This window comes from Micromonospora sp. NPDC051296, assembly GCF_040682255.1.
GTDB classification, from domain to species: Bacteria; Actinomycetota; Actinomycetes; order Mycobacteriales; family Micromonosporaceae; genus Micromonospora; species Micromonospora craterilacus.
Map to the genome: position 1 here is coordinate 1 of NZ_JBFBAO010000126.1, position 16,536 is coordinate 16,536.

At 74.3% G+C, this 16,536-nt stretch carries 13 protein-coding genes and 1 pseudogene; 4 read left to right on the plus strand and 10 right to left on the minus strand.

Translation table 11 applies throughout. From position 1 onward, the window contains the following. Positions 1-28: 28 nt before the first annotated feature. From AB0M52_RS15495 to AB0M52_RS15535, 9 genes are all read right to left on the minus strand, one after another. The gene (locus AB0M52_RS15495) at positions 29-1,144 is read right to left on the minus strand and encodes a beta-ketoacyl synthase N-terminal-like domain-containing protein (protein ID WP_363953655.1); all 1,116 of its coding nucleotides are present in this window, start codon (positions 1,142-1,144) and stop codon (positions 29-31) included. Further along, the gene (locus AB0M52_RS15500; protein ID WP_363953657.1) at positions 1,122-2,312 is read right to left on the minus strand and encodes a beta-ketoacyl synthase N-terminal-like domain-containing protein; all 1,191 of its coding nucleotides are present in this window, start codon (positions 2,310-2,312) and stop codon (positions 1,122-1,124) included. Before AB0M52_RS15500 ends, AB0M52_RS15495 begins: the two co-directional genes overlap by 23 nt. Beyond that, entirely contained in the window at positions 2,309-3,514 is a 1,206-nt protein-coding gene (locus tag AB0M52_RS15505) for a beta-ketoacyl-[acyl-carrier-protein] synthase family protein (RefSeq protein ID WP_363953659.1), read from the minus strand. The genes AB0M52_RS15500 and AB0M52_RS15505 overlap by 4 nt, the downstream gene beginning before the upstream one ends. Before the next feature lie 3 nt (positions 3,515-3,517). Further along, positions 3,518-3,772 (minus strand): acyl carrier protein, encoded by a 255-nt coding sequence (locus tag AB0M52_RS15510; RefSeq protein ID WP_363953661.1) that lies wholly within the window; start codon positions 3,770-3,772, stop codon positions 3,518-3,520. A gap of 6 nt (positions 3,773-3,778) precedes the next feature. Further along, positions 3,779-4,903, minus strand: coding sequence for a hypothetical protein (locus AB0M52_RS15515; RefSeq protein WP_363953663.1), 1,125 nt, complete (start codon positions 4,901-4,903; stop codon positions 3,779-3,781). After that, positions 4,900-5,640 (minus strand): 3-oxoacyl-[acyl-carrier-protein] reductase, encoded by a 741-nt coding sequence (gene fabG, locus AB0M52_RS15520; protein WP_363953665.1) that lies wholly within the window; start codon positions 5,638-5,640, stop codon positions 4,900-4,902. The genes AB0M52_RS15515 and fabG overlap by 4 nt, the downstream gene beginning before the upstream one ends. 107 nt (positions 5,641-5,747) lie before the next feature. Beyond that, positions 5,748-6,989: a CoA transferase gene (locus AB0M52_RS15525; protein ID WP_363953667.1), complete on the minus strand. Its 1,242-nt coding sequence runs from the start codon at positions 6,987-6,989 to the stop codon at positions 5,748-5,750. Positions 6,990-6,994: 5 nt separating this feature from the next. Beyond that, entirely contained in the window at positions 6,995-8,146 is a 1,152-nt protein-coding gene (locus tag AB0M52_RS15530) for a steroid 3-ketoacyl-CoA thiolase (protein ID WP_363953669.1), read from the minus strand. 5 nt (positions 8,147-8,151) lie between these two features. After that, the gene (locus tag AB0M52_RS15535) at positions 8,152-8,346 is read right to left on the minus strand and encodes a ferredoxin (protein WP_363953671.1); all 195 of its coding nucleotides are present in this window, start codon (positions 8,344-8,346) and stop codon (positions 8,152-8,154) included. 178 nt (positions 8,347-8,524) lie between these two features. Between AB0M52_RS15535 and AB0M52_RS15540 the strand changes: the two genes are divergently transcribed. From AB0M52_RS15540 to AB0M52_RS15555, 4 genes are read left to right on the plus strand one after another with little or no spacing between them, the layout of a single operon-like run. After that, on the plus strand, positions 8,525-10,120 hold the full coding sequence (locus tag AB0M52_RS15540) for an AMP-binding protein (protein ID WP_363953673.1): 1,596 nt from the start codon (positions 8,525-8,527) through the stop codon (positions 10,118-10,120). Continuing rightward, positions 10,117-11,511 carry an FAD-dependent oxidoreductase gene (locus AB0M52_RS15545; RefSeq protein ID WP_363953675.1) on the plus strand — a complete coding sequence of 465 codons (1,395 nt, stop codon included), beginning with the start codon at positions 10,117-10,119 and terminating at the stop codon, positions 11,509-11,511. Before AB0M52_RS15540 ends, AB0M52_RS15545 begins: the two co-directional genes overlap by 4 nt. Positions 11,512-11,539: 28 nt before the next feature. Continuing rightward, positions 11,540-11,770 carry an acyl carrier protein gene (locus AB0M52_RS15550; protein WP_111217979.1) on the plus strand — a complete coding sequence of 77 codons (231 nt, stop codon included), beginning with the start codon at positions 11,540-11,542 and terminating at the stop codon, positions 11,768-11,770. Positions 11,771-11,798: 28 nt separating this feature from the next. Further along, entirely contained in the window at positions 11,799-15,935 is a 4,137-nt protein-coding gene (locus tag AB0M52_RS15555; RefSeq protein ID WP_363953677.1) for an amino acid adenylation domain-containing protein, read from the plus strand. Between the two features lie 293 nt (positions 15,936-16,228). Here the strand turns inward: AB0M52_RS15555 and AB0M52_RS15560 are convergent. Continuing rightward, positions 16,229-16,330 (minus strand): annotated as a pseudogene (locus AB0M52_RS15560) (helix-turn-helix domain-containing protein); the annotation flags it as partial. Positions 16,331-16,536: the final 206 nt, after the last annotated feature.

A 16,536-nucleotide genomic window follows, 5' to 3' on the forward strand; every position in this document is an offset into this window, starting at 1 on the left:
ACCCGCTCGGTGGCGGTCAGTGGGCGGGTCATGGGGCCTCCACCAGCGTGACGGCGTTGACGCCGCCGAAGCCGAACGCGTCGCACTGCACCAGGCGGGGCGTCGACGCCGTGGCCGTGGTCGCGAACCGCAGTCCCGCCCCCTCGGGTAGCGGGCGGCGCAGCCCCACCACCGGCGGCACCCGGCCGCCGGCCAGGCAGCGCCAGGCCACGTCGACGTTGACCAGCGCGGCGGCGCCGGAGGTGTGCCCGGTGGCGCCCTTCACGGCGGTGACCAGCGGGTCGCCGCCGGCGGCCACGAGCACCTGCCGGATCGCCTCGGATTCGGCGGGGTCGTTGAGCGCGGTGCCGGTGCCGTGCGCCACGACCAGGTCCACCTCGGCCGGGTTCCGGCCGCCGCGGGCCAGCGCGTCGCGCATCGCCCGCGCGATACCCGGCACGGCGGGAGCGGTCTCGTGGTGGGCGTCGCAGGACAGGCCGGTGGCCACGATCCGGGCCAGGGCCGGGCCGGCGTCGTCGTCGGGCACCAGCACGGCGGCGACCGCACCGTCGCCGAGCAGCACCCCCTGCCGGTCGGCGTCGAACGGGCGTACCGCGTCGGTCGGGTGGTCGACGACCCGGCCGATCATTGCCAGCATCGACTCGGTGGTCGCGTCGACGCCGCAGACCAGCACCGCGTCGGCGTCGCCGAGCATGAGCAGGTCCTCGGCGAGGGCTAGCACGTGTCCACCCGCGCTGCACGCGTTGCTGACCGTCACGACCTCCTGCAGGCCGGGCACGGCAGCGCGTACCGCGTCGCCGAAATGCAGCCGGTGCGCCGGGAACGCCGCACCGCCGGTGGCGTACGCCTCCACCGCGGCCAGTTCCCGCAGCCCGGTGCCGACCAACGCCACCATCCGACGCCGCCGTGGATCGAGGCCGCAGTCGGCGATGGCCCGGCGGGCACAGTCGGCGACCCACCGGCTGGCCGCGAAGGCCCGCGCCGCGCCGTCGTCGACGTGGTAGCCGTGGGCGACGTTGAGTGCGGTCGGCTCCCCGTGTCGCAGCGGCCCGATCCCGCTGCGCCCGGCGAGCAGCGCCGCGAAGGTCTCCGCCCCGTCGCCGAGGCAGGTACGCAGCTGGCTAGCGGTCAGACGCGCCGGCACCGGGCCACCCCCTGACGATGGCGGCGGCGGTGCCGCCGTCCGGGCTGCGCCCGGTCAGCAGCGCCAGCCTCGGGGCCGGCTCGGGCGGCTCGGAGGCCAGGAAGCTGGCCAACGCGAGACCTCCGGTGGCCGCGTCGCAGCGCCCGAACAGCCGGCTGACCCGCAGCCGGGCCGGTACGTGCCCGAGCGCCGCGCAGGCGGGGGCGTACTCGTCGGTGTCGTCCGGGTCCGTCTCGCCGGTGAGGACACAGCTGATGTCGGCCGGCTCGACGCCGGCGCGGCGGACCGCCCGGGTGACGCAGCCGGTCAGCGCCTGGTCGGCCGCCGGGCCGCCGCCCGGCCCGTACCCGGTGGTCAGGGCGAGCACCTCGGCCTCGCGGCGCGGGCCGGCCCAGTCGGGTCGGTCGGCTCGGGTGAGCAGGAACACCGCGGCGGCCTCCCCGGTCGGGGTGGACCGCCCGGGCTGGCCGGTCAGCCAGGTCGTCCAGGCCCGGTGCGGGCTGAACTCCTCGACCGCGCCGACCAGCATCGCGTCGACGTAGCCGCGGGCGATGGCGTTGGTGCCGTAGCGCAGCGCGTCGAGGAAGGCCAGCGGGCCGGTCGCCACGGTGGCGTTGACGCCACGCAGGCCGTAGCGGATCGCCGCCTGGCCGGCGGCGCAGTTCATCACGGTGTTGGGAAACAGCACCGGGTTGACCAGGTACGGCTTGTCCTGGACCAGGGTCTCCCGGGTGTAGTCGCTGGTCGAGCGGAAGCTGCCCAGCGAGGTGCCGAGCACCACGCCGAGCCGGGACCGGTTGGTGTCGTCCACCTCGACGGCCGCGTCGCGCAGCGCGTCCCCGCAGGCCACCACGGCCAGCGCGGTCGCCCGGTCGTAGAAGCTGGTGCCCTTGCGCCCCAGGTGGGCGCGGACGTCGAAGTCGACCAGCGCGTGCCCGGTCGGGGTGGGCAGCGGCTCGTCGGACAGCGCGGTCACGTCGACCGGGGTGGCCGGCGGCGGCTCGACCGGCCAGGCACCGCCGGGGGTGGTGCTGGCCGCGACGCCGACCGGCCGTGCGTCACCGGCCGCGGCGGTGCCGACGACGGTGGCCAGGCGGTCGGCCAGGGCGGCGCGGCCCACCCCGGCGGGGCTGGTCGCGCTCCATCCGGTGATCACGACGCCACTCATTCCACGGCTCCGATCAGGACGATGGCGTTGTTGCCGCCGAAGGCGAAACCGTTGTTCTGCACCACCCGCACGCCGGCCTCCCGGGCGGTGTTCGGCACCGGGTCCAGCCCGGCCAGGGCCGGGTCCGGGGTGGACCAGTTGATGGTCGGCGGCAGGAAGCCGTGCGCGATGGCGAGCGTCCCGGCGATCGCGCCGAAGCCGCTGGCCGCGCCCATGGTGTGGCCCATCATCGACTTGATCGAGCTGACCGGGGGCACCCGGTCGCCGAACACGTCGAAGATGGCCTGGGCCTCCACCGAGTCGTTGGCCGGGGTTCCGGTGCCGTGGGCGCAGATGTAGTCCACGTCCTCCGGTTTGATCGAGGCGTTGCGGTGTGCCGCGCGCATGCAGTTGGCGATGCTGGCGCGGTCCGGTGCGACGGGATGGCTGGCGTCGCAGTTGACGCCGTACCCGAGCACCTCGGCGTAGATGCGCGCGCCCCGGGCCCGCGCGTGGTCCAGGGTCTCCAGCATCAGGATCGCCCCGCCCTCGCCGGTGAGGATGCCGGAGCGGTCCCGGTCGAACGGTGAGCAGGCGTCGGCGGTGAGCGCGCCCAGCCGGAAGAAGCCGGCGTGGGCCCAGCGGCAGACCGAGTCGGCGCCGCCGGCGAACATCACCTCCGCCTCCCCGGTGACCAGCATGTCGTACGCGTAGCCGATCGCGTAGTTGCTGGCCGAGCAGGCGGTGGCCAGGGTCAGCGACTCCCCGGCCAGCTCCAGCTCGGTGCTGACCGCGTGGGCGAGCCGGCCGGCCGGGACCTGCCCGAGCAGGTCCGGGTCCATGCCGCCGAAGCCGGCCTCGACCTGCTGGGCGGTGACCGTCTCGACCACCACCGACTCGCCGCTGGTGGTCCCGACGACCACCCCGGCCCGGTCGGCGGCGACCGTCGCCGGGTCGAGGCCGGAGTCGGCCAGGGCGAGCCGGGCGGCGGCCGCCGCGAACTGGCCGGAGCGGCCCCACCGCGCCGCCTCGATCCGGCGTAGCAGCGTCTCGGGGCGGAACCCGGGCACCTCACCGGCGTTGCGGTGCGGAAACCCGCTGGCGTCGAAGCTGCTGATCGGGGAGATGCCGGACCGGCCTTCCCGTAGGCCGTCGGTGAACGCGGACACGCCGATCCCGATGCTGGACACCGGGCCGAGCCCGGTCACCACGACCCGGTGCACGGCTCAGGCCTGACCGGCAGAGTGGCGCACCACGGCGTCGTAGACCGACTTGAGGTTGTTCAGCTGGGGCAGCTCCGACTGCGGAATCTCGATCTTGAACTTCTTGTCGATCCGGGCGAGGATCTCGATGGCCCGCAGCGAGTCGGCCTGGTAGTCCTCGGCGAAGTCGCCAGTCTCAGTGAGCTCCTCCGGCTCGAGTTCCAGCACCTCCGCCACGATGTCGCGGAGTTCGGCCATGCGGGGGTCGGTCTGCGTCATGACAGGTCAGCCTTTCCAGCGGAGGGTTGACGGAGGCGGTGGCGTCCCGCGCCGGGACGGTTCCCGGGCGGTGGAGACGCCGGCACCTGGCGGGGTGGCGGTCGCCGCGCCGACCGGAGCCGGCGCCGTGAGCGCCGTACGCGGACGTCGGGCGGCCATCAGCGTGCCGACGCGGGCGATGCGGCGATCACCGACGTACGTCTCGCCGGTGGCGAAGGCGGTGTCGGCGATCACCCGTTCGAGGTGGACGGTGTGGCGCAGCACGTCGCCCGGGTAGGCGGCGCTGTCGAAGACGAAGTCCCGGGCCCCGACGAACATCAGCACCTGGTCGTCGCCGACCGGTCCGTCGGCCTCGGCGAGCCAGAGCAGGGCGGCGGTCTGCCCGAGCGACTCCACCAGCAGCGACGCCGGGTACGCGTAGTCGCCGGGCGGCGCGTCGTCGGTCAGGTCCCGGTAGCAGGGTTCGGTGGCGGTGACCGCCTTGACCGCCTCGATGCGGGTACCCGGCGTCATCGTCAGCACCCGGTCGACCAGCAGCAATGGAAAACGCTGCGGCAGCAACGCACGGACCTGGTGCTGCCCGAGCCCTGCGCTCGCCGGGCCGGCGGATCCGGCAGTGGTGGTGACGAGCCCGGCCGTCGTGGCGATGCCGCCGTCGGGCCGGTCTGCGACGTCACTGCCGTCGGGCCGGTCGGGGGCGCTGCCGTCGAAGCGGGCCCGCAGCGTCACGGTCACCGTGCCGTCGTCCCGGCGGCCCGAGGCGGTGACCGCCCATCGCTCGGGCCCGTCGGCGACCGCGACGATGTCGAGGGTCAGCCGGTCCGGCGGCAGCAGCGGCGCCAGGAAGCGCACCGCGTCCACCGAACGCAGCCGCAGCCGGGGCCGGCCGGCGCCGCGCAGCGCGATGTCGACCGCCTGTACCAGCGCCTCGACGATGAACACGCCAGGGAACACCGGGAAGCCGGGGAAGTGGCCGCACAGGTTCGGATCGTCGAGGCGGACCGGCACCCCGGCGATCACCTCCACCCGGCCGCCCTCGGCGCTGACCTGAAGGTCGTCGACGGCGGCCAGCGGGGCGGCGCCGGGCGGGCAGGGTCGGCCGGTGGCGGCGGCCGGGGCGGGGGCGCTCACAGCGTGATGCCCCCGTCGACCTGGAAGACCTGACCGGTGACGTAGCCGGCGCGCGCCGAGCAGAGGAAGGCGACCAGGTCGGCGACGTCCTCGGGGCGGCCGAACCGCCCCAGCGGGATCTGCCCGAGGGCCTGTTCGCGCAGCTTTCCGGAGAGCGCGTCGGTCATGTCGGTCTCGATGAAGCCCGGGGCGACCACGTTGACCCGGATGCCGTACCGGGCGGTCTCCTTGGCCAACGACCGGCTCAGCCCGATGATGCCGGCCTTGCTGGCCGCGTACGCGGTCTGGCCGGTGTTGCCGTAGACGCCGGCCACCGAGGACATGTTGACCACCACCCCGGCGCGGCGCTTCATGAACCGGAAGGTCACCGCCCGGCAGAAGTTCCAGGTGCCGGTGAGATTGGTGGACAGCACCGCCTGCCAGTCCGCCTCGGTGGACAGCACCAGCGGGCTGTCGCGGGTGATGCCGGCATTGTTGACCAGGCAGTCGATCGGGCCCAGCACGTCCTCGGCGGCCCCGACGAACTCCTCCACGGCGGCCAGGTCGGCCACGTCGCAGGGGGCGAAGTGCACCGGCACCCCGAAGGCCGCCACCTCCGCTCGGGTCTTGGCCGCCGCCTCGCTGGCGCTGCTGTAGCAACCGGCCACCGCGTAGCCCTGCTCGGCCAGCCGGAGCGCCGTGGCCCGGCCGATGCCCCGCGAGACGCCGGTCACCAGAGCTCGGAGCTGAGTGGTCAAGCCAACCTCCCCTGTCGGACGCCTGCCGACTGGACGCAACACGACACGTCACTGGCGGGTGTGTTGTATCTTCCCCGCGCCAACATACTGACCCATCGGTACCGCGATCAGCAAGCGGTGTCGTATGTTTGCTTTGCCGTTCCGGCGGGCACCGCACCGAGCTCGGCGAGCACCTGCGCGGTGTGCTGACCGGGCGCCGGTGCGCCCTGGCGGACCCGGGTCGGAGTACGGGAGAACTTCGCCGCCGGCCCGACGATCGGGGCGGTGCTGCCGTCGCTGAGCACGGTGGGTTGCAGCATCGACCGCTGCGCCACGTGCGGGTCGGCGACCACCTCCGCAACCGTGCGGACCCGGGAGACGGTCAGGCCCCGGTCGACCAGCGCCGCGACCGCGACGTCGGCGGGTCGGGCGGCGCACCAGCCGGCGACCACGGCGTCCACCTCGGCCCGGTTGGCCAACCGGTCGGCCGCACGGGCGAACCCCGGGGCGCGGGCCAGGTCCGGTCGGCCCATCGCCTCGGCCAGTGCCCGCCAGTGCCGGTCCAGCGCGACGGCGAGGTAGACCTGCCCGTCGGCGCAGTCATAGACGTTGGCGGGCACCACGAAGTCGGTCTGGTTGCCCCAGCGCGCCGGTGGCCGCCCGGCCGCGGCCAGGGTGTGCAGGCCGGCGCCGCCGGCGAGCATGGCGTCGAACATCGCCACGTCGACGTGCTGTCCCTCGCCGGTGCGCCGGCGGTGCCACAGGGCGGCCAGCGCGCCGATCGCGCCGTGCAGGCCGGCCAGTTCGTCGGCGAGGAACGTCGGCGCGCGTACCGGGCCGCCGTCGGGGTCGCCGTTGAGCGACATCCACCCGCTGGCCGCCTGCACGATCGGGTCGTACGCCGCCTCGGCCCGCCGGGCGCCGTACTGGCCCCAGCCGGAGATGGAGACGAAGACCAGGTCGGGACGGACCGCGCGGCACTGCGCCCAGCCCACCCCCCACCCGTCGAGGGTGCCCGGTCGGTAGTTCTCCACCACCACGTCGGCGGTGCCGACCAGTCGCAGGAACGTCTCCCGGCCCGACGGCTCGCGCAGGTCGAGCCCGACGCTGCGCTTGTTGCGGTTGACTGTCTGCCGGAACCAGGACAGCCCGGTGCCCGGTATCCGGGGCGGCACCTCGCCGTCGCGGCCGTGCGGCAGCTCCACCCGGATCACGTCGGCACCCAGATCTGCCAGGATCGCGCTGGTCAATGGCCCGGACCACACCTTCGTCACGTCCAGCACCCGGACCCCGTGCAGCGGTCCGGCCAGGTCGTCGCGGGCCTCGCGGTAGAAGTCCGCCGCGTCGCGGTACAGCTCTGCGCCGTCCACCCGGCTCACACCCTTTGCAGGATCGACGCGGTGCCCAGCGCGCCACCGCAGCACATGGTCACCAGGGCCAGTTCCCGGTCGGCGCGTTCCAGCTCGTGCAGCGCGCTGACCAGAAGCCGGGTGCCGGAGGCGCCCAGCGGGTGGCCCAGCGCGATCGCGCCGCCGTTGACGTTGACCCGGTCCGGATCGGCGTCGTGGGCGGCCGTCCAGCCGAGCACGACGGCCGCGAACGCCTCGTTGACCTCGGCCAGGTCGATGTCGGACAGCCGCATCTTGGCCCGGTCGAGGATCTTGCGGGTGGCCACCACCGGCCCCTCTAGCAGCAGGTACGGGTCGGATCCGGTGACGACCTGGTGCAGCATCCGGGCCCGGGGACGCAGCCCCAGCGCGGCGGCCCGTTCGGCCGACATCCACAGGACGGCCGCCGCGCCGTCGGAGATCTGCGAGGTGGTGCCGGCGGTGTGCACGCCACCGTCGACGGTGGGCCGCAGGGCGGCCAGGCCGTCCGGGGTGGTCTCGCGCAGGCCCTGGTCCCGGGCCACCTCGACGGTGCCGCCGGCGCCGTCGGGCGCGCGTACGGCGACGACCTCGGCGTCGAACCGCCCCTGCGCCCAAGCCCGCGCCGCACGTTGCTGGGAGCGCACCCCGTACGCGTCGGCGGCGGCCCGGTCCACGCCGTACTTGGCGGCGATCCGTTCCGCGCCGCCGAACTGCGCCTTCGGTGGGTCGTCCCACGGGTAGTCGTCGGTCTTGTAGTGCCCGGGGCCCTGGTAGAGGTTGGTGCCCACCGGCACCCGGGACATCGACTCCACCCCGCAGGCGATGCCCACGTCGATAACGCCGGCGGTGATCAGCGCGGCCACCAGGTGGTTGGCCTGCTGCGCCGAGCCGCAGGAGACGTCCACTGTGGTGCAGGCCACCTCCGGGTCCAACCCGGTGCTCAACCAGGCGTTCCGGGTCACGTTGAGGCTCTGCTCGCCGACCTGGGTGACGCAGCCGCCGATGATCTGGTCCACCTCCGACGGTGGCAGGCTGACCCGGTCGAGCACCTCCCGCTGCACGGTACGCAGCAGCTCGACCGCCTTCAGTCCGCTGAGCCACCCGTCGCGCCGGCCGATCGGGGTGCGCGCCGCGGCGACGATGACCGCCTCTGCCACGGCGCTCACTCCTCGCGCAGCGACAGGGCGAGCTTGGGGCAGCCGCGTACGGCCGTCTCCACCTGCGGCAACTGCGCCGCCGGCGGCTGCTCGGTCAGCACGTACATGAAATCGTCGTCCCGGATCTCGAACACCTCGGGCGCGCTGTCGGCGCAGACCCCGTGGCTGTCACACCGGTCGTAGTCCACGACTATCCGCATCGTCTTCTCCCACGCTCGTGTCGGGTTGGCCGGGCACGCTCACGATAGATGACGCATGTAGGATTTGCCGACACACAGAAGCGACAGACACTTGTGCGCGAGAAGACACGTCGCATAGCGTCGGTCGGGTCCGCCCCGGGCGGAGGCAGTCCCGTCCGGTACGTCCTGGAGGCCGACCATGCTGACCGGATGCGTCCCCTGGCCCGACGACTTCGCCCGGCGTTACCGCCGCGACGGCATCTGGCGCGGGGAGGTGCTGGGTGACCTGCTGCGTTCCTGGGCGGCCCGGGACCCCGACCGCACCGCCGTGGTGACCCGCCACGGCCGGTACGGCTACGCCGAGCTGGACACCCGCGCCGACCGGCTGGCCGCCGGGCTGGTCGGGCTCGGCATCGGGCCCGGCGACCGGGTCGTCGTGCAACTGCCGAACACCCCGGACTTCGTGGTGACGTGTGTGGCGCTTTTCCGGATCGGCGCGCTGCCGGTGCTCGCGCTGCCCGCCCACCGCCGGGCCGAGCTGGTCTACCTCGCCGAGTACTCCGGCGCGGTGGCGCTGGTGGTGCCCGACGTGGTGGCCGGCACCGACCACCGGGACCTGGCCCGGGCCGTCCGTCAGGCGGCGCCCGGGGTCAAGCACGTCCTGGTGGCCGGCGAGGCGCAGGAGCTGACCGCGCTCGCCGACATCGACGCCGATCCGGTGCAGCTGCCCGCCCCCGATCCGTCGGAGGTGGCGTTCTTCCTGCTCTCCGGCGGGACCACCGGCCTGCCCAAGCTGATCCCGCGTACCCACGACGACTACGCCTTCCAGCTGCGGGCCACCGCCGAGGCGATGGGCTTCGACGAGCACGGCGCGTACCTCGCCGCGCTGCCGGTGGCGCACAACGCCGCGCTCGGCTGCCCCGGGGTGCTGGGGGCGCTGCGCGCCGGCGGGCGGGCCGTGCTGGCCGCCAGTCCCGCCCCGGACGAGGTGTTCCCCCTGATCGCGGCCGAGCGGGTCACCCTGACCACGCTGATGCCGGCACTGCTGCCGGTGTGGACGGAGACCGCCGGCATCTTCGGCGCCGACCTCTCGAATCTGATCATCGAGGTGGGCGGCGCCACGCTCAGCCCGGAGGTGGCTCGCAAGGTGCGACCCGCCACCGGCGCCACCCTGACCCACTGGTTCGGCATGGCCGAGGGCGTGCTCTGCTTCACCCGGCCCGGCGACGGCGACGAGGCCGCCGCCACCACCCAGGGCACCCCGCTCAGCCCCGCCGACGAGCTGCGAGTGGTGGACGACACCGACCGTGACGTCCCGGCCGGCGAGGTCGGTGAGCTGCTGGCCCGCGGCCCGTGCACGCTGCGCGGCTACTACGCGGTGCCGGAGCACAACCGCACCGTCTTCACCGCCGACGGGTTCCTGCGCACCGGCGACCTGGTGCGCCGCGACCCCGCCGGGCGGCTGGTCGTGGTGGGCCGGATCAAGGACGTGGTCAACCGGGGCGGCGAGAAGGTCTCCGCCGACGAGGTCGAAGGGCACCTGGTGGCCCACCCGGCGGTCCGCACCGCCGCCCTCGTGCCGGTACCCGACTCCCGGCTCGGCGAGAAGAGCTGCGCGGTCATCGTCGCCCGGGGCGCTGCGCCCAGCCTCGCCGAGGTGCGCGACTTCCTGCGCGAACGGGGCCTGGCCGACTTCAAGCTCCCGGACCGGCTGCACGTCACCGGAGAGCTGCCGTACACCCCGGTCGGCAAGATCGACCGCCGGGCGCTGGCCCGCGAGCTGGCGGCGGCGTGACCCGCCCGCCGCTCACCGCCCCGGTCACCGGCACCGAGGGGGTGCTCTGGCTCGACGGGCTGCCCGCCGACCAGCTCGCCGCCCGGCCGCCGCTGGACGGCGACACCACCGCCGACGTCGCCATCGTCGGCGCCGGCTACACCGGACTGTGGACCGCCTACTACCTGAGCACGTTGCGACCCGAGCTGTCGGTGGTGGTGGTCGACGCCGGGCGGGCCGGCTTCGGCGCCTCCGGCCGCAACGGCGGCTGGTGCACCGCGGAGATGCCCGCGCTGCTGATGAGCCTGGTCCGCCGGCACGGCCCGATGGCCGCGATGCGGCTGTACCGGGCCGGTCAGCGCACCCTGGACGAGCTGCACCGGGTGTTCACCGCCGAGGGGATCGACGCGCACTGGCGGCACGACGGCTCCCTCTACGTGGCCCGCAGTGCCCCGCAGGTCGACCGGCTGCGCGGCTGGCACGACGTGCGGGCCCGGCTCGGCATCGGCGGGCTCACCCTGACCGTCGGCCCGCAGGCCGCCGAGCGGGTCGGACTGGCCGGCGTGCGCGCCACCGCGTACACCCCGCACTGCGTCACCGTGCAGCCGGCCCGCATCGCCCGCGGCCTGCTCGCCGCAGTGGAACGCCGGGGCGTCCGGGTCGCCGAGCACACCCGGGCCACCCGGATCGCCCCCGGCCTGCTGGTCACCGACTCCGGGACGATCCGCGCCCGGTCGGTGCTGTGCGCCACCGAGGGCTACACCGCCCGCCTGGCCGGACACGCCCGCCGGGTGCTGCCGCTGCACTCGTACGTGCTGGCCACCGAGCCGCTGGACGCCGGCACCTGGCGGCGGATCGGCCTCGACGACCACATGACCGTCGCCGAGTCCCGCTACCAGTTCGGCTACCTGCAACGCACCCTGGACGACCGGCTGGTGCTCGGTGGCCGGGGCGCCTACTACCGGTTCGGCTCCGCCACCGACCGTCGGGAGGCGGCCGGACAGCGGGCGTACGACCGGCTGCGCCGCACCCTCGCCGAGCTGCTGCCCGACCTGACCGACGTGCCCGTGTCGCACCGCTGGAGCGGGGTGTACGGGCTGCACCGGCACACCGAACCCGAGGTGGTCTACGACCGCGAGACCGGGCTGGGCCACGCCGGCGGGTACGGCGGCGAGGGCATCGCCCTGAGCAACCTGGCCGCCCGGTCGCTGGCCGCCCTGGTGGCCGGGGTCAGCCGCCCGGAGACCCGGCTGTGCTGGGTGGACAACGCCTCGCGTCGCTGGGAGCCGGAGCCGCTGCGGTTCATCGGCGTACGCGGCGTCAGCGCGGTCGCCACCGGCGCCGACCGTTACGAGCACCGCACCGACCGGGCGGCGCCGCTGGCCCGGCTCGCGCTGCGCGCCATCGTGTGAGCCCTTGACCTGCGACGAGGAGGCTGGCGTGGACGACCTGCAGAGGATGCGCAAGGTCTGGGAGTTCATCTTCCAGCAGTCGGTCACCGACGGCTCCGACTTCTTCACCGACCTCGACGGCGACTCGATGGCCGCCGCCGCCCTCGTGCATCACGTCGCCGAGGAGTTCGGGGTCTCGCTGCCGCTGTTCGAGGTCTTCGACCGCCCGACGCCCGCGGAACTGCTCGCGGCCGTACGGGAACAGCCCACGGTCGGCTGACCGCCGCCTTCGCCCCGCGAGGAGCACGATGGACCAGCTCACGGCAACCGGCTTCGGACTCAGCGATCTGCAACAGGCCTACCTGATCGGCGAGCTGGGCGACTTCCAGCTCGGCGGCCCCGCCCTGTTCTACGAGGAGTACGCCGGCCCGCCGTTCGACACCGGCGCGTTCGCCGCGGCCGTGGGTACCCTCGTCCGCCGGCACCCGATGCTGCGCTGTGCCGTCGACGAAGCGGGCCTAGTGCGGATCCTGGACGACCCGCCGTCGCCGCTCACGATGCGGTCGCTGCGCGGCGAGTCCCCGCAGCGACGCGCGGCGCTGCTGGCGGCCAGCCGCCGCGAACTGTCCGGCGACGGTCCGCCGCTGGCCGGCCCGGCCGCCTTCCGAATGGTCGTCTGGTGCGACGACGCGGAGTACCTGGTGCAGATGGCGGGCCGGCTGATGGTCTTCGACGGCCAGTCCGGCGAGGTGTTCGCCCAGGAGCTGCGTACCCTGCTGGCCGGCGGCACGCTCACGCCACTGGACTTCAGCTACGAGCGGTACCGCCGGGAGCTGGAGCAGCGCCGCGACGGCCCGGAGTACGCGGCGGCCCGCCGCTACTGGACCGAGCGGCTCGACGAACTGCCCGGCGCCCCGGAACTGCCGCTGCGCCGGGGCGGGCGGCACGACGGCCCACTGGTGCGGCGCACCTTCGCGTTGCCGGTGGAGCTGACCGACGCGTTCAGCACCGCGCTGCGCCGCCGCCGGCTCACCCCGACGATGGCCGTCGCCGCCGCGTTCGCCCGGGTGCTGCGGCACTGGAGCCGCCAGGCCCGGTTCACCGTGAACATCATGTACGGCGAGCGGCTCAACCTGCACCCGGACGTGTCCCGGCTGATCGGCAGCTTCGCCAGCACCCTGCTGCTGGAGTGCTCGCCGGCGGCCGGGGAGAGCGACTTCACCGCCGACGCCGCCGCACTGCGCTCCCGGATGCTGCGCGACATGGCCAACGGCGCGTTCAGCGGCGTGTCGGTGATCCGCGAGCTGAACCGCCGCTCCGGCACCGTCTCCGGCGCCCGGATGCCGGTGGTCTTCACCAGCATGCTCGGGCTCGGCTCCGACACCGACCCGGTCTTCCTGGAACTGCTCGGCTGGCAGCGCCGCGAGTCGATGGTGCGTACCCCGCAGGTGGCCTTCGACCACCAGGTGTTCATGCGGGCCGGTGAGATGGTGTTCAGCTGGGACACCGCCGACGGGCTGTACCCGGCCGGCCTGGTCGACGAGATGTTCGCCGCGTACCGGCGGTTGCTGGTCGACCTGGCCACCGACGACGCGGCCTGGACGGCGACCCGGGGCGACCGGCTCACCCCCGACCGGCAGCTGGCGGTGCGGGCCCGGGTCAACGACACCGCCGCCGCGATGGCCCCGCGCACCCTGCACGGCATGTTCCTGGCGCAGGCCCGCCGCACCCCGGACGCCGAGGCCGTGCTCACCCCGACCGGTGGCGTGACGTACCGGCAACTGCGGGAGCGGGCCGGGGCGGTGGCCGCCGCGCTGCGCGCCGCTGGACGCGGCCCGGGCGACCTGGTCGCGGTCGTCGCCGACCGGGGCGTCGACCAGATCGCCGCGCTGCTCGGCGTGCTGATGACCGGGGCCGCCTACGTGCCGGTCTCCCCCGGCTGGCCGCCCCGGCGCCGGGCGCAGATCCTCACCGGGGCCGCGGTCCGCGCGGTGCTCGGCCACACCGACGACGACCTCGCCGGCGCCCCCACCGACGCCGTCCGGTTCCGCCTGGCCGACCTGCCGGCCGGCGACCTGCCCGACGCCGAGACCGCCGACGAACCGGAGGCGCTGGCGTACGTCATCTTCACCTCCGGCACCACCGGCACGCCGAAGGGCGTGATGATCCGCCACCAGAGCGCGGCCAACACCGTCGTGGACGTCAACGAACGCTTCGGGGTCACCGCCGCCGACCGGGTGCTGGCGGTCTCGGAGTTCACCTTCGACCTGTCCGTGTACGACGTGTTCGGGCTGCTGGCCGTCGGTGGCGCCGTGGTCGTGCCCGATTCGGCGCAGGCCCGTGAGGTCGTGCACCTGCACGAGCTGGTACGCCGGGCGGAGGTAACGGTGTGGAACTCGGTCCCCGCGTACCTGGCGATGTTCGTCGACTACGTCCGCGCGGCGGCCGACCGGGACCGGCCGCACCGGCTGCGGCTGGCGATGGTCAGCGGCGACTGGGTGCCGCTGCCGCTGGGCCGCGAGCTGGCCGAGATCGCGCCCGCCGCGCGGTGCGTGGCGCTGGGCGGGGCCACCGAGGCGTCGATCTGGTCGAACTGGTTCGACGTGCCCGCCCGGGTGCCGTCGGACTGGACCAGCGTCCCGTACGGCTGGCCACTGCGTAACCAGCGCTTTCACGTGCTCGACGCCCGGCTCACCGACCGGCCGGACTGGGTGCCCGGGGACCTGTACATCGCCGGCCGGGGGCTCGCCGACGGCTACCTGCACGCGCCCGAGCTGACCGCCGCCGCGTTCGTCACCCACCCGGTGACCGGCGAGCGGCTCTACCGCACCGGTGACCTGGGCCGGTACCGGCCGGACGGGGTGATCGAGTTCCTCGGCCGCGACGACCCGCAGGTGAAGATCAACGGCTTCCGGGTGGAACTCGGCGAGATCGAGGCCGCCCTGGTCGAGCAGCCCGGGGTCGCCGACGCCGTGGTGGTCGCCCGCCGTGGCGAGCGGGGCGCGTCGCTGGTCGCCTTCGTCGCCGCCGAGGCGGCGGGGCCGGACTTCGCCGACGAGCTACGCGCCGCGCTGGGCGGGACGCTGCCCGGGTACCTGGTGCCGCCGGTGATCGAGGTACGGCACGCGTTGCCGTTGACCGGCAACGGCAAGGTGGACCGGCCCGCGCTCACCGCGGCAGCCGCCGGCCTCGCCCCGGCCACCGGCGAGTTCCGCGCCCCGCAGGACGACACCCAACGACGGCTGGCCGCGCTCTGGTCAGACCTGCTCGACCTGCCGGCGGTCGGCATCGACGACGCGTTCTTCGCCCTCGGCGGCAGCTCGTTGCAGGCGGCACAGCTGATGAACCGCGTCGAGCGGGAGTTCGGCAGCCGGCTGCCGCTGGCCGCCCTGTACCAGCACCGCACGGTCGCCGAGCTGGCCCGGCTGCTGGACGCCCGGGACGGTGCGGCAACCGCGTCGACGGTGCAGCCGCTGGCCCTCAGCGACGGTCCCGCGATCGTGCTGGTCCACCCCGTCGGCGGCGACCTGCTCTGCTACCGCGAGCTGGTCGAACGGCTGCGCGCCGACTGGTCGGTGCTCGGCGTCGCGTCACCCGCACTGGACGGCGCGGTCCCGGTGCCACCGACGCTGACCGAGCTGGCCCGCGGTTACCTCGACGATCTACGCGCCGCGCTGCCGGCGGGTCCGGTGCGGCTGGTCGGCTGGTCGCTGGGGGCGGTCCTGGCGTACGAGATGGGCCGGCAGCTCGCCGACTCCGGTGTGACCTGCACGGCCGTGCTGATCGACCCGTGGGTCGGCCCGGCCGGCGCCCCCGGCGATCCGGGCCCGACCGAGCTGGTCCGGGCGTTCCTGACCGACGTGACGCGCGGCGAGACGTCGGCCGACCTGCTGGACAGCCGGCCAGCGGCCGACCAGCCGGGCGACCAGCGGGCCAACCCGCCTGCCGACCAGCGGGCCAACCCGCCTGCCGACCAGCCGGGCAACCAGCCGACGGCCGGCCAACCGGCGGCCGACCAGCCGAGCAACCAGCGTGCCGGCCGGCCGGCCGACCAGCCGGCAGGCGATGAAGGCGCTGGTGAAGGGGCGCTGCGCGGGTCCTGGCGTGGTGTGGTCGCCACCCGGCCGGAGCTGGCGTCGCTGGGGTTGGACGCGGCCGAGCGACTGTTCGGGGTCTTCGCCGCGCACACCCGGGCGTTGGTGCGCTACCCGGTGCCGGCGGCGCCGGGGCTCACCGTGCACGTGCTGGAGGCGCAGACCGCGCTGGGCGGCGCGGCCGGCGGCTACCTGGTGCCGCTGGGCGACCGGCTGCCCGACGGTGCCGTGGCGACCTGCCGGAAGGTGCCTGGTGACCACTTCGCGGTCACCGACTCCGCTGGTGTGGCGGCGGTAGCCGCCGCGGTCTCCACCGCCCTGACCCACCCGCGACTCCCAGCACCAGGCTGACCTGCCGCTCTCACGACCCCTAAAAGTGCCGGCAGGCCAGAGCCTGCCCGGGGTGCACGCGCCGCATCCCCACCACAGCCTCGTCGCGCAGCCGTGCTCCGACGATCTCGACGCTGATCGCCGTGACGTAGCCGGTCTCGATGAGGTAGTCGCGCAGCTTGGCAAGCGACCAGCAGGAGAAGGGTTTGCCGAGGAAGCGGGGGTGGCACCGGGCGATGACGCAGATCCTCCTCGCGGGTCTGCTCCTCGATCCGTCTCGGTGCGCCCCCGCTCCATTTTGGGGACAAAGCGGTGAACCCCTGCTCGTTGAACGCGTGGATCACGTCCCGCACGTAGTCCTCGCTGGTTTTGAGCAGGTGAGCGATGTCCGGGGCCGGCTGCCCCTGAGCGGACATCAGCACCACGATCGCCCGACGCAGCTTCACCGGGTCCTTCGCGGTCCGAGTCGGGTAAACCGGGTGCCGTCCATGCGAGATCTTGGACAGTTGCCGTTTTCGCGTAACGGGAACTGTCCAAGTCAGCCGGTCTTTTGGGGACGCCGCGCAGGCGTGAAAATGGTGGGTAGGTCGCCCGCCGACGTCGTGAGATCTTGGCCTGTTTG